Here is a 21950-nt window from a genome sequence, read left to right as displayed (position 1 = left end):
TTATTTACTACAAAGGTGGTTTAATTCTGCTTTAAATCAAAATGCGACCAATGAAGCATCTTTTTAACAATAATAATGAAACAGTTATGTCAGTTTTACGTCAATCTGATAATCATTTAATGCATAAGATAAGCATGTGGATGCTTTTCATTATCTTTGTAAAATGCAGCAAACATTTGAAAATTTTAAATTGAATAAGCAGCTTTTGAATGCAATTGAAGAAGCAGGTTATTCGGTTCCAACAGAAATACAACAAAAAGCTATTACACCGATTCTAGCTGGTCAAGATATCATGGGAGTAGCGCAAACAGGCACTGGAAAGACGGCTGCATTTGTCTTACCTATATTAATGAAATTGAAATATGCGCAAGGTCAAGATGCACGCGCTTTAATTTTATCGCCAACCCGCGAACTTGCTATGCAGATCGAGGAAAATATCCAGACATTTTCAAAATATCTTGATTTACGTACGGTAGTTTTATATGGCGGTTTGGGGCCTAAAACCCAAATTGAAAACCTTGAAAAAGGAGTAGACATAATTGTCGCGACACCAGGGCGCTTTTTAGATTTATATTTAGAAGGTCATATTAATGTGAAATCATTGAAATTTTTGGTGATGGATGAGGCCGATAAAATGATGGATATGGGATTCATTTCTAAATTGCACCGTATTTTGGAAGTCGTGCCTAGAAAAAGACAAAATCTATTATTCTCCGCAACAATGGGAGAGCTGGTTCGGAAAATTGCTGGCGATTTCTTAGCTTTTCCAACGGTTATAGAAGTTTCTGAGCAAGCAACGCCAGCTTCGACGGTGAGTCAGAGAGTTTATTTCGTTCCTAATCAAAAAACAAAACTCAATTTATTGCAACATCTATTGAAAGATGATGAATCATTTCATCGTTTAATTGTTTTTTGCAAAACAAGAACAGTTGCGGATAATGTTTTTGCCTTTTTAGAACGTAAATATGGTAAAGATCAAGTACGGGTTATACATGCTAATAAAGGTCAAAATACACGTATCAATTCTATTAATGCTTTTAAAGAAGGAAATATACGAATTTTAGTAGCGACTGATGTAGCAGCACGTGGTCTTGATGTTTCAAATGTTTCTCATGTGATTAACTTTGAAGTTCCCATAGTGACAGAAGATTACGTACACCGTATCGGACGTACCGGCCGTGCATTTAATTCTGGTGATGCTATTACTTTTTGCAATGATGCAGAAAAGTATTATTTCAGAAAAATTGAAAAGTTAATGCGTCAGTCTGTTGATGTTGCTCCACTACCAGGTGAAGTTTTTATCGAAGAAACACCATATTTCGAACGCCAAGCTATTGCCAAAGAAATCGATATTCAAAAACGAAAAGAAGATCCAGATTTTAAAGGAGCGTTCCACGAGAAGAAATTTGCAATCAAGCAGAAAGAAGCAAAAGCATCACAGCGTGCATCGGGGTTCAAGTCTAATAAACAAGGTCCTAAAACTTCTACTAAAAGAAATTATAGAACAAAATAGTGAGACTTACACCAATTAATATCGTATCGGCATGCTTAGTAGCTTGGTATTTTGTAGAGGATATGTCCGATACGAAACCATTACTGTCTATGACCGCGCTGTTGATCTTAATGGTGGTATTACTATTGGTGGATATTTTCTTCCGGATTATTGTCAAACAAAATAAAAAACTTTGGCTCTATGAGTTGGGTTTTATAGTGGTAGTCGCGATCTTAACACTTATTATAAAAATAGCGTAAGCCTTTTGTAAAAAGCATTATTAATATGAAACAGTCTTGAGCATAGCATAGAGAAATCAACATGTTCAGAGTAGCTTCATAGCCTTTAAAAAACGAGTGAAACCAGCTTAATAATTAGTAAAAGCTAACACTCATTATTAAAACAAATCATATTCTAATGAAAAAAGCAGAAATAAAATTACAGGTTGAATTGGATGATGCAAATGTGCCTGACAAAATTACTTGGTCTTCTAATGATGGTGAATCTTCTGATGAGCTTCCTGCCAAAGCCATGTTTTTAGCATTATGGGATTCTGCATATAAAAACTCAATGCGTATCGATTTATGGACTAAAGATATGCCTTATGATGAGATGAAACGTTTTTTCTATGAGACCTTACAGACATTAGGAGATTCATTTCTACGTTCTTCAGGCGGTGATCCTATGGCAGAGAAAGTAATCGCAGATTTACGTGATTATTGTGCTCACTTTGCTGATAAAATGGAAGTATTAGAACAACAAAACTAATTTTTTCGATATGAATTACTTTTTGGTCAAATCTGAGCCTTTCAAATACAGCTGGGAGCAATTTAATAAAGATGGTCAGACGTTTTGGGATGGTGTACGTAATTATCAAGCCCGTAACAATCTTAAAGCAATGAAAGAGGGTGATCTTGTTTTATTTTACCATAGCAATGAAGGAAAAGAAGTGGTGGGTATTGCAAAAGTTGTAAAAGAATACTATCAGGACCCTACAACTGAAGATCCGAAATGGGTAGTCGTAGATTTAGCTCCGGTGGAAACATTTAAGAAATCAGTTACGTTAGAGCAGATCAAAGCAGATGAATTTTTACAGGATGTTGCATTAGTACGTCAAGGAAGATTATCTGTAATGCCACTAAAGGCTGAAGAGTTTGATCGTATAGTGGCTTTAGGCTCTGAATAATAGCGTTTGTACTAATTAAAATTAAAAATGCCCCAGATACACCATCTGAGGCATTTTTAATTAGCCTTTGTGATCAAATAAATTGACAAGGTTTTTTAATTCAGTAGCTTTGCTTGGATCTAGCTTACCACTTAATATTAAGCGCAACTCACGACGTCTCATTGCCTCGTCGTAAAGCCTATGTTCCAATTCCGTTTCAGGAACTACTTTCGGAATAGGCTGCGGTTTGGCATGTTCGTCTACCGCTACGAATGTATAATAGGCTTCATTTGATTTTTCTTTTGTTCCCAATGGAAGATTTTGAGCAAACACTTCCATTCTTACTTCAATTGAAGTGTTAAAAGCACGCGTTACCTTTGCTTCAATGGTCACAACTTCTCCTAGTCGAATGGACCTTTTGAATGAAACGTTATCGACCGATACGGTTACTACCGGACTATTACAGTGTTTCTGCGCTGCCATTGCAGAACAGATATCCATCCAATACAACAATCTACCGCCCATTAAATTACCAAAAGTATTCGTATCATTTGGTAATACTAATTCATTCATTACCGTAGTAGACTCTTTAGCACATTTCTCCTTCATCTCTTTTTTATTATTAACGGAAGATTCCGTATTGTTTATCGATTATTTCTAAACTCGCTTTGAAAGGAGTTGGTTGAAAGCCCAAAATCGACTTGGCTTTTGATAATATAAATCCTGTTTTTTGTGGTCTGTTTTCAGATTGACCTATTGATGCCGCCGTAATTTCTGAAATTAAGGATTTGTCAAAGTTCCAAAAATCTGCAATTTGATAGACTGCTTCAGCAATTGTAAACATTTCCTCCCCACTGATGTGGAAAACTCCTGTTGCACGTTTCTCAATAGCTAAAAGACAGGCTTCAGCTAAATCATCAACAAACGTTGGCATGCGCCACTGATCTTTCACAACTTTTATCGGTTCATTTTTTGAAAGTTTTTCTTTTGCCCAAAGCACTAAATTAGAGCGGTTTGGATTAGCATTTATTCCATACACCAATATAGTTCTTAAGATCGCATATTCACATCCAGAGTTATGGATAACTTGTTCTGAACGTAATTTGCTTTTACCATATTCACTTAATGGATTGATTGAATCATCCTCTTTATATGGACCATTTTGGCCATCAAAAACAAAGTCTGTGGATAACTGTACTAAAAAACCATTTGTCTGCTTACAATAGTCGGCCAATTGCTTCGCTACCTCAACGTTCATCTTTTCACAGAGCACTTTATCAGCTTCACACCCTTCAACACTTGTGATTGCAGCAGTGTGAATGATGTAATTTGGTTTAACTTCTGACAGATAGTTGTTTAAAAGATCCGAATTCATTAAATCCAATTGTTGAAAATGATAATTCGCTACATTCGGATTGTCGTTTTTATTCATGGAAATAGCAAAAACTTCATAATTGAGGTTTTTACTAAGTAGATCGATTAGTTTTTGTCCTAAAAACCCATTTGACCCAGTTATTAACACTTTGTTGGTAACCATCATTAATTTGTGAATTGGAATTCGAGTTTCTCACTTTGTTTTAACATATTGTTGATAACCATGACCTCGAAATCAATAATTCCAGTAAGTCCTGAATAGTTGATTTTTTCTGGATCATCTGTTGGCATATGATAATCAGGATGACCTCCTGTGTGGAAAAATAGAACTGGAATATTCTTCTTATAGAATGAGGTCTGGTCAGAACCACCATTACCATCATGACCTGTATAAAACTTAATTTTCGGTGTGATACCCTCAAATATTTCCGGCCATTTTTTACTTGTTCCATATCCAATTACAGCAACACCCTGTTCAGGATTTAACCTGCCGATCATATCCATGTTTAGCATACCTGTTATTTTATCAAGTGGTAAAGTTGGGTGTTCGGTAAAATATTTTGATCCGATTAATCCTAACTCTTCAGCACCAAATGCGATAAAAAGAAAATTATAACTTTCCTTTAAATTATTCGTACTATAATAACGTGCTAATTCCAGTAAGCCGGCTACGCCCGAAGCATTATCATCTGCTCCGTTATGTATTTTACCAACACCCAGGGAATCTTTCGAACTGCCTTGATGACCAGTTCCTAAATGGTCATAATGTGCCCCGATTACAATAGTAAGTGGAGCGCCATTGTCTAAAAATGCAATGATGTTATCTGCTTTGCGAATGCTGTCACTCACTTTAACTTTCCATACTTTAGCATCAAATGATTGTCTGAATCCTTTTTCACCTAACGGTTGAAGTTTAAGTGTTTTAAAATATTTTTCAATATAATCTGCCGCTTTGAATACTTCTTTGCTTCCTGTACCGCGACCTTTCATCTTATCACTTGCGAGATAGTTGATATGTTTTTTTACGAGTTCAGGATTGCTGTATTGTGCAATTCCTTGTAAACTTAGAACACTGAAAAGTGTTAAAAGGGTGCATTTAATATATAATTTTATCATTTGTAGTTGTTCATAAAAAAAGCCTTGAAAATTCAAGACTTTTTAGAAGTCGTTATTAATCTTCTACGATTTCACTATGTATACTTGTTTTTTCTTCTTTCTCTTCTTTAAAATATTTCTTTTGGAAGAGTAGAATCAGTACAACCCCCACCGATATTGCAGAATCAGCAATGTTGAATACCGGTCGGAAGAATAGAAATTCTTGACCACCCCAAATCGGAAGCCAGGATGGGAATGTTCCATTAATCAGCGGAAAATAGAGCATATCAACGACCTTTCCATGGAAAATCGTTGCATATCCTCCATCTGCAGGAAATAATGAAGCTTTATCGTACCAGGTGCTTTCGCTAAAGATCATACCATAAAAAGTAGAGTCGATAATATTTCCAAGTGCTCCTGCAAAGATTAAGGCAATATTGAGAATAAATCCGCGATTATATTTCTTTTTAACCATGTAATGCAGGCCATAGCCGATTGCTCCGACAGCGATAATACGAAAAAGTGTTAGCATCAGTTTCCCAAATTCGCCACCAAATTCCATTCCATAGGCCATTCCATTATTCTCTATAAAATGGATTTGTACAAATTTACCAATCACCTCATAACTTTGACCTATGGTCATATTTAATTTGACCCATATTTTTGATATCTGGTCAATTAAAAGAACGAGAATAATTAGAATTACTGGTTTAGTATAGCCTTTCATAGTTGTAAAAATGGTCTTTACTTTTGGTAAAGACCATTATGTTTTTGTATTTAAATAATATTAATACTGTTTATTTTTAGCTTCGATACTTAACGTAGTGTGAGGAACAGCTTTCAATCTTTCCTTTTGGATCAATTTTCCCGTTTCTCTACAAATACCATAAGTTTTGTTTTCAATACGAACTAAAGCCGCATCTAAGTTGTCGATGAATTTTCGTTGGCGAGCAGCCAATTGATTCGTTTGTTCTTTTTCTAAAGTTGCAGAACCATCTTCCAAAGTTTTATAAGTACCAGCAGTATCATCCGTACCGTTTGCATCACTATTATTTAGAGAGGCCGTTAAGGCAGCAAGTTCCTCTTTTGCAATTCTTAGTTTTTCTAAGATAATGCTTTTAAATTCTTGTAGCTCTGAATCGCTATAGCGTGTCTTTTCGTTATTAGTTGCCATAATTTAAATTTTTTCGATTAAAACATTCAATTCCTTTCCGTCAATATCAATGCTATCTCCGGTAGTTAGTGATTCTTCGAAACTCAATGAATCCGCTAGAATTTCGGTACAAATATAAGATAAATTTTCATTCGTTGCGCTCTCAATATCAGCATCTTTGCTAACTAAAACACGGATACGGTCAGTAACCTCAAAACCTTTGTCTTTCCTTAGGTTTTGGATACGGTTAACCAACTCTCTTGACAATCCTTCTTGTTTTAATTCCTCAGAAATATGGATATCCAGGGCTACGGTTAATTTAGCTAAATTAGCGACCTGCCAGCCAGCAACATCTTCTGCTATAATTTCTACATCGCTCAATTGAATTGTATAAGGTGTATCGGCTAATAAAATTTCACCATCACTTTCCAATTTTGCAAGCTCTTCTGTAGAAAGTGCATTGATTTTTGCAGACACTAACTTCATGTCTTTACCAACTTTCGAGCCAAGAGCTTTAAAGTTCGGTTTAATTTTTTTCTTGATGATACCTGTCGTGTCCGTAATGAATTGAATATCTTTAATATTCGTTTCGGAAAGTATCAAATCTTTTACTTTTTCTACACGTTCTTGGAAGCTATTATCCAGTACCGGAAGTAAGATTTTGTTTAACGGCTGTCGTACATTGATGCCTACTTTTTTGCGCAGTGATAATGTAAGGGATGAAATATCTTGAGCCAATGACATACGCTCCTCCAGATCCTTGTCGATCAATTTTTCCTGATAATTCGGAAAATTTGCTAAATGCACGGATTCAAAAGTTTCCCTGCCCGTAGCGTTGTTCAAATCTAGATACAACTGGTCTGAAAAGAAAGGCGAAATAGGAGACATCAATTTCGCTATCGTATCCAAACAAGTAAATAAAGTTTGGTACGCAGAGATCTTATCTTCAGAATATTCTCCCTTCCAGAAACGACGGCGGCAAAGACGAACGTACCAGTTACTTAAATGCTCGTCAACAAAATTTTGTATGGCACGTGCTGCTTTTGTAGGCTCGAAGTCTGCATAAAATTCATCGACTTCTTTAATTAAACTGTTCAATAGTGATATTACCCAACGGTCTATTTCAGGACGGTTCTCTAAAGCTATATCCGCTTCACTATAACTAAATTTATCAATGTTCGCGTACAGAGCAAAAAATGCATAGGTATTATATAAAGTTCCGAAAAACTTACGACGTACCTCATCCAGTCCCTCTTCATTGAACTTTAAATTATCCCATGGTGAAGCATTGCTGATCATATACCAACGTGTTGCATCAGCACTATATTTATCTAACATGGTAAATGGATCAATCCCATTACCAAGACGTTTAGACATTTTATTACCATTTTTATCTAAAACCAATCCATTCGAAATGACATTTTTGAATGCAACCGATTTTTGTAGCATCGTTGAGATTGCATGAAGTGTGAAGAACCAGCCCCGTGTCTGATCAACTCCCTCAGCAATGAAGTCTGCCGGAAATGCTTCTTTATAGCCTTCTTTAAATGGAAGTGCTTCTCCTTTTGCAAGTTTTTCATAGTCTAGACCCCACTGGGCGTAAGGCATAGCACCAGAATCAAACCAAACATCGATTAAATCAGGTTCACGGAATAATTTTTGACCTGCATCCGATACAAATACGATATCGTCTACATAAGGGCGGTGCAGATCAAGTTTTTCAGTTCCGAATTTATCCAAATATGCTTTGTTGGTTTCTTTTTCCTTTTCAGATAATACATCAGAAACCAGAGATGCCTCCAATAAAGCCTTCAATTCAGGCATAGAACCAACGCAGATTTCTTCATTCTCATCTTCAGAGCGCCAGATAGGTAGGGGAGTCCCCCAGTAACGTGAGCGTGATAGATTCCAGTCAACTAGATTTTCCAACCAATTACCAAAGCGTCCAGTACCAGTCGCTTCAGGCTTCCAGTTAATGGTTTTATTTAGTGCAACTAAATCATTTTTAACAGCGGTCGATTTAACAAACCAGCTATCCAATGGATAGTACAGAACAGGTTTGTCTGTACGCCAGCAGTGTGGATAAGTATGCTCATATTTTTTAACATCAAAAGCTTTGTTGTCTTCTTTCAATTTTATGGCGATAAGCACATCTGTAGGACGGAAATCTTTATCGGCACGTTCAGCATCCGAATAATATTCCTCTTTAACAAAACGACCTGCAAAGTCAGTGATTTCCTTAACAAATCGACCAGTACGATCCACAGTAGGTACTTCTTTCCCATTTTCATCTTTGATCAAGATTCCGGGTACACCTTGCTCTTTAGCTACTCTAAAGTCATCTGCGCCGTATGTTGGTGCAGCATGCACGATACCTGTACCATCTTCTGTAGTTACAAAATCTCCAGGGATTACACGGAAAGCTTTTTCCTGTAGTTCATCTGACGTGATATAAGGCATCAACTGCTCATAGCGTAAACCAACAAGCTCTTCGCCCGTGAAAGTTGCCGCAACTTCCCAAGGAATAACCTTATCACCTAAATTATAATCTTGAAACGATTCGTCTTTTCCTTCAGTTTTAAAATGTTTAGGGATTAAATCTTTAGCCAATATAACCGAAACCGGTGTTCCTGTATATTGATTAAAAGTTTTAATTTTTACATAGTTTATTTTTTTACCAACGACCAACGCCGTATTGGAAGGTAATGTCCAAGGTGTAGTTGTCCAAGCAATGAAAGCAACATCTTCAGAGTCATCTTCCACTAAAGTGGCAATTGCTGGATGCAATTGATTTTTGATTAATCTAAATTGTGCGACAATTGTCGTATCCTTTACATCTTTGTAAGTACCAGGTTGATTTAGTTCATGTGAGCTCAATCCTGTTCCTGCCGCAGGTGAATAAGGCTGTATGGTATACCCTTTGTATAAAAGACCCTTTTTATAAAATTCTTTTAAGATGTACCAAAGTGTTTCAATATATTCATTTTCATAGGTAATATAAGGGTTTTCAAGATCTACCCAATACCCCATTTTTATAGTTAAATCATTCCATACATCAGTGTATTTCATTACCTCTGTACGGCAGGCATCATTGTACTCTTCAACAGATATTTTCTTTCCAATATCTTCTTTAGTAATGCCAAGTTTTTTTTCAACAGCAAGTTCAATTGGAAGGCCGTGCGTATCCCATCCGCCCTTACGTTTTACTTGAAATCCTTTTAAAGTTTTATAACGACAGAAGATATCTTTGATTGCGCGCCCCATTACATGGTGAATACCAGGCATACCGTTGGCAGAAGGAGGACCTTCATAGAAGGTGTACGTTTTATTTCCTGGACGGTTTGTGATACTTTTTTCGAATATTTTTTCCTGTTCCCAACGGGTCAATATTTCTTTGCCTATTTCCGGCAAATTAAGCTGCTTATATTCTTTATACATCAGTGTCTCGTATTCTTTTTCTAAAGGTCGCTAATTTAATCAATTAAGCTGAAAGGTAAAAGCTAAAAAACAACCCTTTTAAGGTAAATACAACCTTTAACATCAGGTTGTATAGCATAATCAATCTAAAAAGTGATATTTCAACTTGAAGGAGTGATCATATCAATAGGATTCATAAATAAAAAAAGCCCAATATTCACTGAATATTGGGCTTTGTCTGTATATTTTTAATTCTTTATGCAGAGAAAGAACTTCCGCAACCACAAGTGCTGGAAGCATTTGGATTGTTGAAGGTAAAACCACGTGCATCTAAACCGTTTCTAAAATCAACTTCCATCCCAGCTAAATATAAACCATGTGCTTTGTTCATAAATACCCTAATTCCCGAAATACTGTATTCGCTATCACCTTCTTTTTTCTGGTCGAATCCTAAAATATAGCTCATCCCAGAACAACCGCCACCTTCAACACCAATACGTAATCCAAAATCATCTGAAATTTCTTGTTGATCCTTCAGTTTTTTTAGTTCCTTTATCGCTCCTTCAGTTAATGTCAAGGGAGCTTTTTCTGTTATAGTCTCTGTACTCATCGTGATAATATTTTAACCAACTTAAACAAAATTACATAATTTTAATAGAAAATAGGACTGCTTATAATTTATGACATTGATTAAACACATTGATTGCCAATATCGGACATCGGTCGGTTCGTAACATGTTACAAAGTAATATGTATTAACATCAATTTGATCGTCATGGGATTCCTGATATTGATATTTATTTGTGGATGAGCAACTTTCTTTTATTGATTTTATGTGCATCATATGTAGGAAAGAATCAGGAGATATTTGAATTTTTCATTTTAATGAATTTTAATAAATAAGGGGTTTTTGTGAAATTTCGTAATAATAAAGCCTGTTTTTTGAGGCCTTTTTTAAGTATTATACTATATTTGTAGACTAAAATCATAATATTCATATTTTACACTAGATTAAAACAATGGAAAGAGATCAAGCCATTTTCAATTTGATAGCTGATGAGCTGAAACGCCAAGAGGAGGGTATCGAATTAATCGCATCAGAAAACTTCGTTTCAAAACAAGTTATGGAAGCTGCAGGTTCAGTTTTGACAAATAAATATGCTGAAGGCTTACCGGGAAAACGTTACTATGGAGGTTGTGAGGTAGTCGATGAGATTGAGACTATTGCCATCAACCGTGCTAAGCAATTATTCGGTGCAGAATGGGTAAACGTACAACCACATTCAGGAGCACAGGCCAACGCAGCAGTTTTTTTAGCAACAATTAAACCAGGTGATAAAATTCTAGGTCTTGATTTATCGCATGGTGGTCACTTAACACACGGTTCTCCAGCTAATCTTTCAGGTAAAATTTACCAACCTTTGTTTTATGGTGTAAAAGAAGATACAGGACTAATTGACTATGAGCAATTAGAAGAAACAGCACTTCGTGAAAAACCAAAAATGATTATTTGTGGTGCTTCTGCTTATTCTCGTGATTGGGATTATGCGCGTATCCGTAAAGTTGCTGATGAAATTGGAGCTTTGGTTTTAGCGGATATTTCTCACCCAGCAGGACTTATCGCAAGAGGATTGTTGAATGATCCACTTCCACATTGTCATATCGTAACAACTACTACCCATAAAACACTTCGTGGACCACGTGGCGGTATGATCATGGTAGGTAAAGATTTCGAAAACACTTGGGGTGCAAAAACACCAAAAGGAGAAACAAGAACTATTACACAGTTGTTAGATTTAGCAGTATTCCCAGGTACACAAGGTGGACCTTTGGAGCATACTATTGCTGCTAAAGCTATTGCTTACGGTGAAGCTCTTTCTGACGAATATATGGAGTATATTGTTCAAGTAAAGAAAAACGCAGCGGCTTTAGCACAGTTCTTCGTAGAAAGAAATTACAAAATTATTTCTGGCGGTACAGACAATCATTTAATGTTGGTTGACTTACGTAATAAAGATATTTCTGGTAAAGAAGCAGAGGCAGTTTTAGGAAAAGCGGGTATCACAACTAACAAAAATATGGTTCCTTTTGATTCTCGTTCTCCTTTTGTTACTTCAGGTGTTCGTTTTGGTACAGCAGCCATTACAACTCGCGGTATCAAGGAAACTGAGATTGTACAAATCGGTGAATTAATTGATGCAGCTATCGTAAATGCATCAAACGAATCAGAACTTGCTAAAATCCACGCTAAGGTAAAAGAGATGATGGCAGGTTTCCCTCTTTATAAGTAAGAAGTACGTTAACATATCACAGTATAAAAAGTGCCCTTGATTTAAAATCAGGGCACTTTTTCTGTTCAAATGTTAAAAAGTCTTAAATTCCATTGTAATAATTTGATTACTCGATAATTTTCTCTTGTTTTGAGTATACGAAAATTGATCACTATATAAACGAAATACTATACGACAGACATCTACTTTTAAACAGGTTGTAATTAAAATTAATTTGGTAACTGCTAAAAATAGGTGAAGTATGAGTATTTTAAATAAAAAGACGGATCAAGAATTAATCCATATATATTTAGATGGTAAAGAAACAGCGTTAGCAGCTTTGTTAGAACGTTATAAATCAAAAATATACACATCCATTTATATGAAAGTAAAAGATGAATATCTTGCAGAAGATATTTTTCAGGAAACTTTTATAAAAGTAATCAATACATTAAAAGGAGGGAAATATAATGACGAGGGTAAATTCTTGCCCTGGGTTATGCGCATTGCCCATAATATGATTATCGATCATTTTAGAAAAGAGAAAAGAGCTCCGAGTATTGTCAATACCGAAGGTTTTGATATTTTCGATGTATTGGATTTCAGTGATGAAAATGTGGAATCAAAAATGTTAAGAGAACAGCGTGATATCGATTTGAAGAGAATGATTCAAAAACTTCCTGATGATCAAAAAGAGGTATTGATTATGAGACATTTTTGCGATATGAGCTTTAAAGATATAGCTGATATCACTGAAGTGAGTATCAATACTGCATTGGGACGTATGCGGTATGCATTAGCCAACCTTCGTAAGATGATCGAAGGCCAAAGTCTGATGTTGCAGATCGGTTAGTATCACACAATATAATACTATTTAAAAGGGATGAACCGATGAGGGCATCCCTTTTGTTTTTTGACTTTCTATGTAATAATGTCATATTTTCGTTTCACTTATTGTTCTTTTATGTATTAATGAATGATTTTAGTACATTAGTATGTGAAATTTTGTCTGTTATGACAAGGTGGAATGTATTTTGATAAGTAACTACTAAAACAAAAAAGAAAATATTATGTATTGGATTTTATTTATAGGGATCATGGTTATAAGCCTGATCGTTCAAACCCGATTTAAAAATAAGTTTAAAAAATATTCTGAAATTCCTTTAACGAGTGGATTGACAGGGGCAGAGATTGCACAAAAAATGCTTCATGATAATGGTATTTATGATGTGAAGGTCGTTTCGATCCCTGATCGTTTAGGTGACCACTATAATCCAGCAGATAAAACAGTAAATCTAAGCCCTGAAGTTTACAGTGGAAGGAGTATTGCTGCTGCGGCAGTTTCTGCTCACGAATGTGGTCATGCTGTGCAACATGCTACGGCATATAAATGGTTAGGATTTAGATCTGCCATGGTACCCATGGTGAGCTTCGCTTCAAAATTGACATCTTGGGTTTTGATGTTGGGTGTTATATTGATGGCCTTTTCACAGAACTATATTGTTCTAGCAATAGGAGTTGCAGCATTAGCAATTACAACAATTTTTAGTTTCGTGACGCTTCCGGTAGAATTTGATGCATCAAATCGCGCGAAAGCCTGGTTAAGCAATAATGGTGTTACTTACAGTTCTACAGAAGATGAAGGTGTGAAAGATGCATTAAAATGGGCTGCAATGACATATGTAGTAGCGGCATTAAGTGCTTTGGTTACCCTATTATATTATGCTTCCCTATTATTCGGAAGAAGAGACTAAGGGCTTTAAGGAAACTTAAAAGCACAAAAAAGCGAATGTTTTTATAAATGTTCGCTTTTTTTATGTATTAATCCTTGGAATTGAATTCTATATGCTTCAGCTTCCGACTATTTTTTTAACTTTGCTTTTTATAATAGCATAGACTTACAATTATCATGTTTCAGAACTTACAGGATAAATTAGATAGAGCCTTTAAGGTTTTAAAAGGCCAAGGTAGTATTACCGAGATCAACGTTGCAGAAACGATGAAAGAAATTCGTAAGGCATTATTAGATGCCGATGTGAATTATAAAACTGCAAAGACATTTACAGATGATGTTAAACAAAAAGCGTTAGGTGAAAATGTATTAACAAGTATCTCACCCGGCCAATTGTTGACCAAAATCATGAATGATGAGTTGACAGCGTTAATGGGAGGCTCTGTTACTGAATTAGAAGCTTCTAAAAATCCGACTGTTATATTAATCGCCGGATTAAATGGTGCTGGTAAAACAACATTCTCAGGGAAATTAGCTTTATACTTAAAAGATAAAAAAGGTAAAAAGCCTTTATTAGTAGCTGGTGATGTGTATCGTCCTGCGGCAATTGACCAATTGGAAGTGTTGGCAGGACAAGTAGGTGTTCCGGTTTATGTAGACCGTAATTCTACAGATCCAATCGCTATTGCAAAAGCAGGAGTAGAGGAGGCAAAAAGAAGTGGACATAATGTAGTGATCATTGATACTGCAGGTCGTTTGGCTATTGATGAGCCTTTAATGGTGGAGATTACTGCCGTAAAAGAAGCTACTCAACCGCATGAAATTCTCTTTGTTGTAGATTCGATGACTGGTCAAGATGCTGTGAATACAGCTAAAACATTCAATGACCGTTTGGATTTTACAGGTGTAGTATTAACAAAACTAGATGGGGATACTCGTGGTGGTGCTGCATTATCAATTAAATCTGTTGTAAACAAACCAATCAAATTTATCGGTACAGGCGAGAAGATGGATGCATTAGATGTGTTTTATCCGGATCGTATGGCTTCCCGTATTTTGGGTATGGGTGACGTTGTCTCTTTAGTAGAAAGAGCACAACAACAATTTGATGAAAAAGAAGCCGCAGAGCTTCAAAAGAAAATTCGCAAAAATAAATTTGACTTCAACGATTTTAAATCGCAGATTCAGCAAATCAAAAAAATGGGTAACATGAAAGATTTGATGGGTATGATTCCTGGAGTCGGTAAAGCGATGAAAGATATTGAAGTAGATGATAATGCATTCAAGCCAATTGAAGCAATTATTGATTCAATGACTCCATTTGAAAGAGAAAATCCAGATGCGATCGATCAAAAAAGACGTTCTCGTATTGCCAAAGGTTCAGGTACGGATATCAATGAAGTGAATAAGTTAATGAAGCAGTTTGGCGATATGCGAAAAGTAATGAAGCAGATGTCAAACCCGGCAATGGCAGCTAAATTAATGAAAAGCATGCCTAAAATGCCGGGGAAATAAGATAGAAATTATTTTTTATATCCTTTAATACCCTAAAAATGCATAATTTTTAGGGTATTTTTTTAGAGATATAAAAAATGCCAGTTCGATTGTAAATGGGGCGTTGTAGCTGGCCCATTGTCATAGAGTTATCAAAGATGAAATAAATGAGCTATAAGGGCATGGATTCTCTGATATCTTTTGACAATTCGTATTTATTTTTTTGTATTTTAGACTTAGTTCTGATTGTAATAGAATTATTTTTTAACTTTGTAAAACAATGGATGACCCCGGGCAATTATCGGAATACGGAAAGATACTTATCATAATTTTGGTAGGCATATTTTTAGTTGCGATGACCATTATGGCAGGAAGAATGCTTTCTGTAAATAAACCTACTCCTCAAAAATTAAGTACTTATGAATGTGGTGAAGACGCAGTAGGCTCTTCGTGGGTTCAATTTAACCCAAGATTTTATGTTATTGCACTTATATTTTTACTTTTTGATGTAGAGCTCATTTTCATATTTCCTTGGGCTACTGTATTTGGACAGGCCGAATACATTGCCGCCGATGGAAGATGGGGGTGGTTTACTCTGATTGAAATGGCATTGTTTGTAGGTATACTTATTATAGGGTTGATTTTTGTGTGGGTAAAGGGCGATCTCGAATGGGTAAAGCCGATACATCAACGACCAAAGGTCAATGTCAGTATTCCAAGTACTGCTTATGATGGCCTTAATCAAGCAACTTATCCCTTAAGGGCGTATACAGTGCCGTTAGACGATAAAGCAACTGCAGAAAAAGCTAATGAAGAAATGCCTGTAGCCCCAAAAATAGCTTTTAAACCCAGATTCAAAAAACCAGGAGCAACATCATGAGTTTAGAAAGTCAAATACAGAATAATGGTGTTATTGTAGCCAAATTGGACGATCTCCTGAATTGGGCAAGACTATCATCGATGTGGCCGATTAGTTTTGGTATAGCCTGCTGTGCCATCGAGATGATGGGAGCCATGGCTGCTAATTATGATCTCGATCGATTAGGGGTTTTTCCTCGCCCTTCACCTAGACAGTCGGATGTGATGATTATAGCAGGGACGGTAACCTTTAAAATGGCCGATCGTATTCGGAAGCTATATGAACAGATGCCAGAACCAAAATATGTGATTTCGATGGGATCATGTTCAAATTGTGGAGGGCCATATTGGCAACATGGATATCATGTTGTAAAGGGAGTTGATCGCGTTATACCGGTGGATGTATATGTGCAAGGCTGTCCTCCGAGACCAGAAGCATTGATTGGTGCATTTTTAGAACTACAAAAGAAAATTGAAAAAGAAAGTTTATTGGGAGAACAGTTGTTTAACCAAAAAGCTTAATAGAATAGAAATAGAAAAATAGACATGGGAAAAGATTTTTATGGTGATTTGCAATTAGGTGTTCTTGGCGGTGGTCAATTGGGCCGTATGTTGATTCAAGAGGCCATTAATTATAACGTTAATGTTCACATTCTTGATCCAGATAAGAATGCTCCTTGCCGTAAATTATGCAATCGTTTTGAATGTGGCTCTCTGAGCGATTTTGAAACTGTATACAATTTTGGAAAAGATCTTGATATGATTACCATTGAGATCGAAAAGGTAAATGTGGATGCCTTAGAAAAATTGGAAGAAGAAGGTGTACTTGTCTATCCACAATCGCGTATCATTCGTCTTATACAAGATAAAGGATTGCAAAAGCAGTTTTTTAAACAAAATGATATTCCAACTTCTGCATTTCAGCTGATCTCTACCAAAGAGAATCTTAAAAATACAAATTTGACTATTCCTTATATTCAAAAACTGCGTAAAGATGGTTATGATGGTAAGGGAGTGAAGAAGATAAACACAGTTGATGATTTAGAAACTGCTTTTGATGAACCCTCTTTAATTGAAGAATGGGTTGATTTCGAAAAAGAAATAGCTGTTATAGTCGCACGAAATGATGATGGTGATGTTGCAACTTTTCCAATGGTAGAAATGGAGTTTAATCCTGAAGCTAACCTGGTGGAGTTTTTAATAGCACCTTCAACATATGGTTTCGATATTCAGCAACGAGCAGAAGAATTAGCCAAGAAGATTGCCAATGATTTACAGATTGTCGGACTTCTAGCTGTTGAAATGTTCTTAACAAAAGACGGTGAGATATTAGTCAATGAACTTGCGCCACGTACACATAACAGTGGTCATCAAACAATAGAAGGGAACTATGTTTCTCAATTTGCACAACATTTGAGAGCGATCTTTAATTTGCCATTAGGCGATACACGTTGTCGAACTAATGCAGTGATGATAAATCTTCTTGGTGAAGAAGGTTATGAAGGATTAGCAAAATACGAGGGTGTAGAAGAGATTCTGGCTATGGAAGGTGTATATGTACACTTGTATGGTAAAAAATTCACTAAACCTTTCCGTAAGATGGGACACGTGTGTATTATCAATGACGACCGTGAATTAGCCATCAGTAATGCTAGAAAAGTACAAGAAATTTTAAAAGTAAAAGCTTAAAAATATATGTCAACATTGAACCAGGTTTTAGTTGGAATTATTATGGGAAGTAAATCAGACTTACCTGTAATGCAAGATGCAGTAGATGTATTAAAAACATTGGGAGTTCCTTTCGAAGTAACAATTGTTTCCGCACATCGTACGCCGCAACGAATGTTTGATTATGCGCAAGATGCGGCGAAAAGAGGTTTGAAAGTTATTATTGCTGGTGCAGGTGGTGCAGCACATTTACCAGGTATGGTAGCATCAATTACGCATCTGCCTGTTATCGGCGTTCCGGTAAAGTCATCTAATTCAATTGATGGATGGGATTCTGTATTATCGATCTTACAGATGCCAAATGGTATTCCTGTAGCGACAGTGGCATTGAATGCAGCGAAAAATGCAGGTATCCTTGCCGCACAGATAATAGGAACACAAGATAAAGAAATCGAAAAAAATATCATCGCTTTTAAAGCTGAATTAGCCGCAAAAGTGATTGAAACAGCTGAAGAAGTCGAAAAAATGACTTTTTAAGTGTGAATATAATTATAAAAATAAAGGGGGCTTAAGCCCCCTTTATTTTTATAATTATATTTTAGCTAAATGCTGTTCTACGTAATCGTAGCTTTTCTTTAAGCTCTCAAATTTATTAGGTAGATAGATATCATCTTGTTCAACAAAAGCATATTTTAAACCAGCTTTTGCTTTTGCCTGTGCGATAGCAATAAAATCAATATGGCCAGTTCCAACTTCTGTATATTTTACCTCTTTTGAAATTGCGCCAAAGTCTAATTTGTCAAATTCAGGTCCAACAATAGTTTTTGTAAATGCTTTATCCATATCCTTGATATGCCATAATTTGAATCGGTTCGGAAATTTTTCAAATAAACTGACCGGATTAATTCCTGCCTTTTCTGCCCAGTATAAATCAAGTTCAAAATCAACAAGGTCGGGCTCTGTAAAAGCCAACAATACTTCTTCCCCTTTGGTGCCATTTCCTAAATCTCTAAATTCCCAGAAATGATTATGGAAAGCAACCTTTAAACCATGTTTCTTAGCCGCTTCACCCGCTTTATTTAGCTGTTCAGCTATGTAAAGAAAATCATCCTTCTTTAAGGCAGAAATATCAAACATTGGAGAGACAGGAGCGATGACATATTCTTGTCCTAACTCTTTTGCCGCATCAAAATAGATATTTAGATCCTCTTTATCTTGATGGTTTCGGCTGAAGTATTTTGACATATCGTAATGACCGCTATGCGATTTTAGGCCGTTATCGTCTAATACTTTTTTTAAACTTTTATAATCTAAACCCCAAAAACTTTTTGCTACAGTATCTATTCCATATGTTTCAACATGCTTATAACCTATTTTAGAAACCTGCTGTAAAGAATCGGTCGGGTTTGCAGTCATCAGATCTCGAATCGAATATAGTTGTACACCTATATTAGCAAAAGGTGAATCAATACCTGGTTTCTTACTTTCACAAGAAAGGAGCTGTGGTAGGAAATATGCTGCAGAAAGTCCAAGACCAGCTTTTTTGATAAATTGACGGCGTGAATTATTCATACTGTTTAATTTGTTTGTAGTTTAGTTTAAGGATTAAGTTACAACTAATTTTAAAGAAAACCATTATTATAAAATAAAAAATGGGGATGTATAGCATACATCCCCATTTTAATATTCTCAGAAAACAAAATTATACCGTCATGATATCTTTTTCTTTTAATTCTGCTAATTTATCAACTTTTGCAATATATAAATCAGTCAATTTCTGAACTTCAGCTTCACCAACTTTTATTTCGTCTTCAGAAGCACCGTCATTTTTCAATTTTTTCAAAGACTCATTTGTTTCTTTGCGGATATTACGAACAACAACACGACCTTTTTCAGTTTCTTCTTTTGCCTTTCTTACTAAATCACGTCTTCTTTCTTCTGTTAAAGCAGGAATTACCAAACGGATCACAATACCATCATTTTGTGGGTTAACACCTAAGTTAGCATCTGTGATAGCTTTTTCAATAGCATTGATCAATTGTTTTTCCCATGGTTGGATAACAATAGTACGTGCGTCAGTTGTATTAATATTACTAACTTGAGCCAACGGAGTTGGAGATCCATAATAATCAACCGAAATGCCATCTAACATAGATGGTGAAGCTTTTCCGGCACGAATTTTTGTTAATTCTGATTCTGTAAAAGAAACAGCTTTGGACATATTCTCCTTACAATCGTCCAATTCAAGTGAAATCAATTCATTCATATCTTAATATCGTTTTTTTCTTTTTTATGATTAGCGTACGATAGTACCTACAGGCTCTCCGTTTGCTAATTTAGACAAGTTACCAGGCTTGTTCATATCGAACACAATAATTGGTAAGTTGTTTTCTTGACACAGTGTAAATGCTGTCATATCCATTACATTCAAGCCTCTTTGATACACTTCTGTGAATGAAATTTCATCAAAACGTGTAGCTGAAGGATCTTTTTCAGGATCTGCAGTATAAATACCATCAACACGAGTACCTTTTAAAACTGCATCTGCATTAATTTCAATCGCACGAAGTGAAGCTGCGGTGTCTGTCGTAAAATATGGGTTACCCGTTCCGGCTCCAAAGATAACAATACGACCCTTTTCAAGGTGACGCACAGCTCTTCTGCGAATAAAAGGCTCACAGATCTGCTCCATCTTAATAGCTGTCAACAAACGGGTTTTCAAACCTACTTTTTCAAGACCATCTTGCAACGCCATACTATTGATAACCGTTGCTAACATGCCCATATAATCCGCTTGTACACGGTCCATACCAGACTGTTCTGCACTTAAACCTCTATAGATATTACCTCCACCAATAACAATAGCAATTTCTAAGCCTTGAGTATGTAACTCTTTAATGTCTTTTGCATATTGTGCAACTCTCTTGATGTCAATGCCATAGCTTTGATCTCCCATTAAGGATTCGCCGCTAAGTTTTAATAGGATACGTTTGTATTTCATAATTGTTTTTTTGGAAATTCTCCAAAGGCCAAAGATAAAATTTTTTTTTCATCCGATAAGGACGAATGTCATATTTATTAGGAATTTTTAACTTTTTCTATCACCTGCCTATAATATTCTTCGTATTGGGGCATAATATTACTAAGCTGGAATGTTTTAGCTCGCTCTAATGCAGCATCTTTAAACTTTTCTAGGCGATCATTATCCTCTAAAATATAGATTGCATTTTTAGCCATTTCATCAACATCTCCAATATCACTTAAGAATCCTGTTTCTCCATTAACATTCAGTTCTGGTAAACCTCCCGTATTGGTTGAAATAACAGGAACTTTACAGGCCATTGCTTCCAAAGCGGCTAGACCAAAACTTTCAGAACTCGATGGCATTAAGAAAAGATCGGATACGGATAGAATTTCTTCAACAGCATCTTGTTTACCGAGAAAGCGAACATCTTGACATACACCAAGATCACGACATAATTCTTCAGCATTCGTCCGTTCTGGTCCATCACCAACCATTAATAGTTTACTGGGGATATGTTCATTTACTTTTTGAAATATGCGGATCACATCTCCCGTATTTTTAACTTTTCGAAAGTTGGAGGTATGAATCAAAATACGTTCATTTCCAGGAGCAATAGCTCGTTTAAAATGAGAACGGTCTTTTATACTAAAGCGTTCCAGATCAATGAAATTAGGAATAACTTGAATGTCTCGCTTAATATCAAAATAAGTAAGCGTTTGATCCTTTAAACTCTGTGATACGGTTGTTACACCATCAGACTGATTAATTGAAAAAGTAACGACAGGGCTAAAGCTTTTATCTTTACCAACTAAAGTAATATCAGTGCCATGTAATGTCGTTACAACAGGAATATTGATGCCGTAAGTTAATAAGATTTGTTTAGCCATAAAAGCAGCTGAAGCATGTGGAATGGCGTAGTGAACGTGGATGACGTCTAGTTTTTCAAAACGAACAACATCAACAAGTTTACTTGCTAAGGCAGATTCGTATGGCAAGAAATCAAAAAGAGGATATTGTGAAACAGCAACTTCGTGATAAAATAGATTTTCCGAAAAAAAATCCAAGCGGGCAGGTTGCCGGTAAGTGATGAAGTGAACCTGATGTCCATGCGTAGCTAAAGCCTTTCCAAGTTCTGTTGCTACGACGCCACTACCGCCGAATGTTGGATAACATACAATCCCTATTTTCATAATGCTTATTTATTTAC

General features: G+C 35.9%; 23 protein-coding genes. 12 read left to right on the top strand and 11 right to left on the bottom strand.

Going from position 1 to position 21950, the window contains the following annotated elements; translation table 11 throughout:
• Window positions 1-163 precede the first annotated feature (163 nt).
• The 4 genes from EDF66_RS16005 (at window position 164) to EDF66_RS15990 (ending at window position 2678) form a co-directional block, all read left to right on the top strand.
• Window positions 164-1513, top strand: a complete 1350-nt coding sequence (locus tag EDF66_RS16005; RefSeq protein WP_132773404.1) for a DEAD/DEAH box helicase — start codon at window positions 164-166, stop codon at window positions 1511-1513.
• Window positions 1513-1752, top strand: a complete 240-nt coding sequence (locus EDF66_RS16000; protein WP_132843735.1) for a hypothetical protein — start codon at window positions 1513-1515, stop codon at window positions 1750-1752. Before EDF66_RS16005 ends, EDF66_RS16000 begins: the two co-directional genes overlap by 1 nt.
• Before the next feature lie 157 nt (window positions 1753-1909).
• Window positions 1910-2260, top strand: coding sequence for a gliding motility protein GldC (gene gldC / locus EDF66_RS15995; RefSeq protein WP_021188829.1), 351 nt, complete (start codon window positions 1910-1912; stop codon window positions 2258-2260).
• A 10-nt stretch (window positions 2261-2270) separates the two neighbouring features.
• Window positions 2271-2678 carry an EVE domain-containing protein gene (locus tag EDF66_RS15990; RefSeq protein WP_021188830.1) on the top strand — a complete coding sequence of 136 codons (408 nt, stop codon included), beginning with the start codon at window positions 2271-2273 and terminating at the stop codon, window positions 2676-2678.
• Between the two features lie 60 nt (window positions 2679-2738).
• Here EDF66_RS15990 and EDF66_RS15985 read toward each other — a convergent pair whose 3' ends face one another.
• The 7 genes from EDF66_RS15985 to EDF66_RS15955 form a co-directional block, all read right to left on the bottom strand.
• Complete coding sequence (locus tag EDF66_RS15985; protein ID WP_021188831.1) at window positions 2739-3266, bottom strand: acyl-CoA thioesterase; 528 nt, start codon at window positions 3264-3266, stop codon at window positions 2739-2741.
• A 13-nt stretch (window positions 3267-3279) separates the two neighbouring features.
• The gene (locus EDF66_RS15980; protein WP_243656067.1) at window positions 3280-4197 is read right to left on the bottom strand and encodes an SDR family oxidoreductase; all 918 of its coding nucleotides are present in this window, start codon (window positions 4195-4197) and stop codon (window positions 3280-3282) included.
• On the bottom strand, window positions 4197-5147 hold the full coding sequence (locus EDF66_RS15975; RefSeq protein ID WP_132843734.1) for a M20/M25/M40 family metallo-hydrolase: 951 nt from the start codon (window positions 5145-5147) through the stop codon (window positions 4197-4199). The genes EDF66_RS15980 and EDF66_RS15975 overlap by 1 nt, the downstream gene beginning before the upstream one ends.
• Window positions 5148-5202: 55 nt before the next feature.
• A complete protein-coding gene (locus EDF66_RS15970; protein WP_021188832.1) occupies window positions 5203-5853 on the bottom strand; it encodes a lipoprotein signal peptidase in 651 nt (216 codons plus the stop codon).
• Window positions 5854-5913: 60 nt separating this feature from the next.
• Window positions 5914-6300 carry a TraR/DksA family transcriptional regulator gene (locus tag EDF66_RS15965; RefSeq protein WP_021188833.1) on the bottom strand — a complete coding sequence of 129 codons (387 nt, stop codon included), beginning with the start codon at window positions 6298-6300 and terminating at the stop codon, window positions 5914-5916.
• Between the two features lie 3 nt (window positions 6301-6303).
• Complete coding sequence (gene ileS / locus EDF66_RS15960; protein WP_132843732.1) at window positions 6304-9717, bottom strand: isoleucine--tRNA ligase; 3414 nt, start codon at window positions 9715-9717, stop codon at window positions 6304-6306.
• A gap of 235 nt (window positions 9718-9952) precedes the next feature.
• Window positions 9953-10306 carry a HesB/IscA family protein gene (locus EDF66_RS15955; protein ID WP_021188834.1) on the bottom strand — a complete coding sequence of 118 codons (354 nt, stop codon included), beginning with the start codon at window positions 10304-10306 and terminating at the stop codon, window positions 9953-9955.
• Window positions 10307-10715: 409 nt separating this feature from the next.
• On the opposite strand from EDF66_RS15955, the gene glyA reads away from it, so the two are divergent.
• From glyA to purE, 8 genes are all read left to right on the top strand, one after another.
• A complete protein-coding gene (gene glyA, locus EDF66_RS15950; RefSeq protein WP_132843731.1) occupies window positions 10716-11987 on the top strand; it encodes a serine hydroxymethyltransferase in 1272 nt (423 codons plus the stop codon).
• Between the two features lie 241 nt (window positions 11988-12228).
• Window positions 12229-12819 (top strand): RNA polymerase sigma factor, encoded by a 591-nt coding sequence (locus EDF66_RS15945; protein ID WP_132843729.1) that lies wholly within the window; start codon window positions 12229-12231, stop codon window positions 12817-12819.
• A 217-nt stretch (window positions 12820-13036) separates the two neighbouring features.
• Window positions 13037-13720 (top strand): zinc metallopeptidase, encoded by a 684-nt coding sequence (locus EDF66_RS15940; protein ID WP_132773418.1) that lies wholly within the window; start codon window positions 13037-13039, stop codon window positions 13718-13720.
• A 155-nt stretch (window positions 13721-13875) separates the two neighbouring features.
• Window positions 13876-15213 (top strand): signal recognition particle protein, encoded by a 1338-nt coding sequence (ffh, locus tag EDF66_RS15935; RefSeq protein ID WP_132773420.1) that lies wholly within the window; start codon window positions 13876-13878, stop codon window positions 15211-15213.
• Between the two features lie 259 nt (window positions 15214-15472).
• A complete protein-coding gene (locus tag EDF66_RS15930; protein ID WP_132843727.1) occupies window positions 15473-16072 on the top strand; it encodes an NADH-quinone oxidoreductase subunit A in 600 nt (199 codons plus the stop codon).
• Complete coding sequence (locus tag EDF66_RS15925) at window positions 16069-16572, top strand: NADH-quinone oxidoreductase subunit B (protein WP_021188837.1); 504 nt, start codon at window positions 16069-16071, stop codon at window positions 16570-16572. The genes EDF66_RS15930 and EDF66_RS15925 overlap by 4 nt, the downstream gene beginning before the upstream one ends.
• Window positions 16573-16596: 24 nt before the next feature.
• The gene (locus EDF66_RS15920) at window positions 16597-17739 is read left to right on the top strand and encodes a 5-(carboxyamino)imidazole ribonucleotide synthase (protein ID WP_132843726.1); all 1143 of its coding nucleotides are present in this window, start codon (window positions 16597-16599) and stop codon (window positions 17737-17739) included.
• A gap of 6 nt (window positions 17740-17745) precedes the next feature.
• Window positions 17746-18255: a 5-(carboxyamino)imidazole ribonucleotide mutase gene (purE, locus tag EDF66_RS15915; RefSeq protein ID WP_021188838.1), complete on the top strand. Its 510-nt coding sequence runs from the start codon at window positions 17746-17748 to the stop codon at window positions 18253-18255.
• 54 nt (window positions 18256-18309) lie between these two features.
• Here the strand turns inward: purE and EDF66_RS15910 are convergent, their stop codons facing one another.
• The 4 genes from EDF66_RS15910 to bshA form a co-directional block, all read right to left on the bottom strand.
• A complete protein-coding gene (locus tag EDF66_RS15910; RefSeq protein ID WP_132773427.1) occupies window positions 18310-19290 on the bottom strand; it encodes a sugar phosphate isomerase/epimerase family protein in 981 nt (326 codons plus the stop codon).
• Between the two features lie 130 nt (window positions 19291-19420).
• Window positions 19421-19984: a ribosome recycling factor gene (gene frr, locus EDF66_RS15905; protein WP_132773429.1), complete on the bottom strand. Its 564-nt coding sequence runs from the start codon at window positions 19982-19984 to the stop codon at window positions 19421-19423.
• A gap of 30 nt (window positions 19985-20014) precedes the next feature.
• Window positions 20015-20719 (bottom strand): UMP kinase, encoded by a 705-nt coding sequence (gene pyrH / locus EDF66_RS15900; protein WP_021189335.1) that lies wholly within the window; start codon window positions 20717-20719, stop codon window positions 20015-20017.
• 77 nt (window positions 20720-20796) lie between these two features.
• Complete coding sequence (gene bshA, locus EDF66_RS15895) at window positions 20797-21933, bottom strand: N-acetyl-alpha-D-glucosaminyl L-malate synthase BshA (protein WP_021189334.1); 1137 nt, start codon at window positions 21931-21933, stop codon at window positions 20797-20799.
• Window positions 21934-21950: the final 17 nt, after the last annotated feature.

Origin of the sequence: Sphingobacterium sp. JUb20, assembly GCF_004342035.1 — a bacterium.
Taxonomy (GTDB): Bacteria; Bacteroidota; Bacteroidia; order Sphingobacteriales; family Sphingobacteriaceae; genus Sphingobacterium; species Sphingobacterium anhuiense.
This window is presented reverse-complemented; position numbering and strand designations above follow the sequence as displayed.

Bases quoted from the DNA above. Each gene is read 5' to 3' on its own strand.
- EDF66_RS16005 (WP_132773404.1), top strand. From the start codon at position 164: ATGCAGCAAACATTTGAAAATTTTAAATTGAATAAGCAGCTTTTGAAT.
- gldC (WP_021188829.1), top strand. From the start codon at position 1,910: ATGAAAAAAGCAGAAATAAAATTACAGGTTGAATTGGATGATGCAAAT.
- EDF66_RS15990 (WP_021188830.1), top strand. From the start codon at position 2,271: ATGAATTACTTTTTGGTCAAATCTGAGCCTTTCAAATACAGCTGGGAG.
- EDF66_RS15985 (WP_021188831.1), bottom strand. From the start codon at position 3,266: ATGAAGGAGAAATGTGCTAAAGAGTCTACTACGGTAATGAATGAATTA.
- EDF66_RS15980 (WP_243656067.1), bottom strand. From the start codon at position 4,197: ATGATGGTTACCAACAAAGTGTTAATAACTGGGTCAAATGGGTTTTTA.
- EDF66_RS15975 (WP_132843734.1), bottom strand. From the start codon at position 5,147: ATGATAAAATTATATATTAAATGCACCCTTTTAACACTTTTCAGTGTT.
- EDF66_RS15970 (WP_021188832.1), bottom strand. From the start codon at position 5,853: ATGAAAGGCTATACTAAACCAGTAATTCTAATTATTCTCGTTCTTTTA.
- EDF66_RS15965 (WP_021188833.1), bottom strand. From the start codon at position 6,300: ATGGCAACTAATAACGAAAAGACACGCTATAGCGATTCAGAGCTACAA.
- ileS (WP_132843732.1), bottom strand. From the start codon at position 9,717: ATGTATAAAGAATATAAGCAGCTTAATTTGCCGGAAATAGGCAAAGAA.
- EDF66_RS15955 (WP_021188834.1), bottom strand. From the start codon at position 10,306: ATGAGTACAGAGACTATAACAGAAAAAGCTCCCTTGACATTAACTGAA.
- glyA (WP_132843731.1), top strand. From the start codon at position 10,716: ATGGAAAGAGATCAAGCCATTTTCAATTTGATAGCTGATGAGCTGAAA.
- EDF66_RS15945 (WP_132843729.1), top strand. From the start codon at position 12,229: ATGAGTATTTTAAATAAAAAGACGGATCAAGAATTAATCCATATATAT.
- EDF66_RS15940 (WP_132773418.1), top strand. From the start codon at position 13,037: ATGTATTGGATTTTATTTATAGGGATCATGGTTATAAGCCTGATCGTT.
- ffh (WP_132773420.1), top strand. From the start codon at position 13,876: ATGTTTCAGAACTTACAGGATAAATTAGATAGAGCCTTTAAGGTTTTA.
- EDF66_RS15930 (WP_132843727.1), top strand. From the start codon at position 15,473: ATGGATGACCCCGGGCAATTATCGGAATACGGAAAGATACTTATCATA.
- EDF66_RS15925 (WP_021188837.1), top strand. From the start codon at position 16,069: ATGAGTTTAGAAAGTCAAATACAGAATAATGGTGTTATTGTAGCCAAA.
- EDF66_RS15920 (WP_132843726.1), top strand. From the start codon at position 16,597: ATGGGAAAAGATTTTTATGGTGATTTGCAATTAGGTGTTCTTGGCGGT.
- purE (WP_021188838.1), top strand. From the start codon at position 17,746: ATGTCAACATTGAACCAGGTTTTAGTTGGAATTATTATGGGAAGTAAA.
- EDF66_RS15910 (WP_132773427.1), bottom strand. From the start codon at position 19,290: ATGAATAATTCACGCCGTCAATTTATCAAAAAAGCTGGTCTTGGACTT.
- frr (WP_132773429.1), bottom strand. From the start codon at position 19,984: ATGAATGAATTGATTTCACTTGAATTGGACGATTGTAAGGAGAATATG.
- pyrH (WP_021189335.1), bottom strand. From the start codon at position 20,719: ATGAAATACAAACGTATCCTATTAAAACTTAGCGGCGAATCCTTAATG.
- bshA (WP_021189334.1), bottom strand. From the start codon at position 21,933: ATGAAAATAGGGATTGTATGTTATCCAACATTCGGCGGTAGTGGCGTC.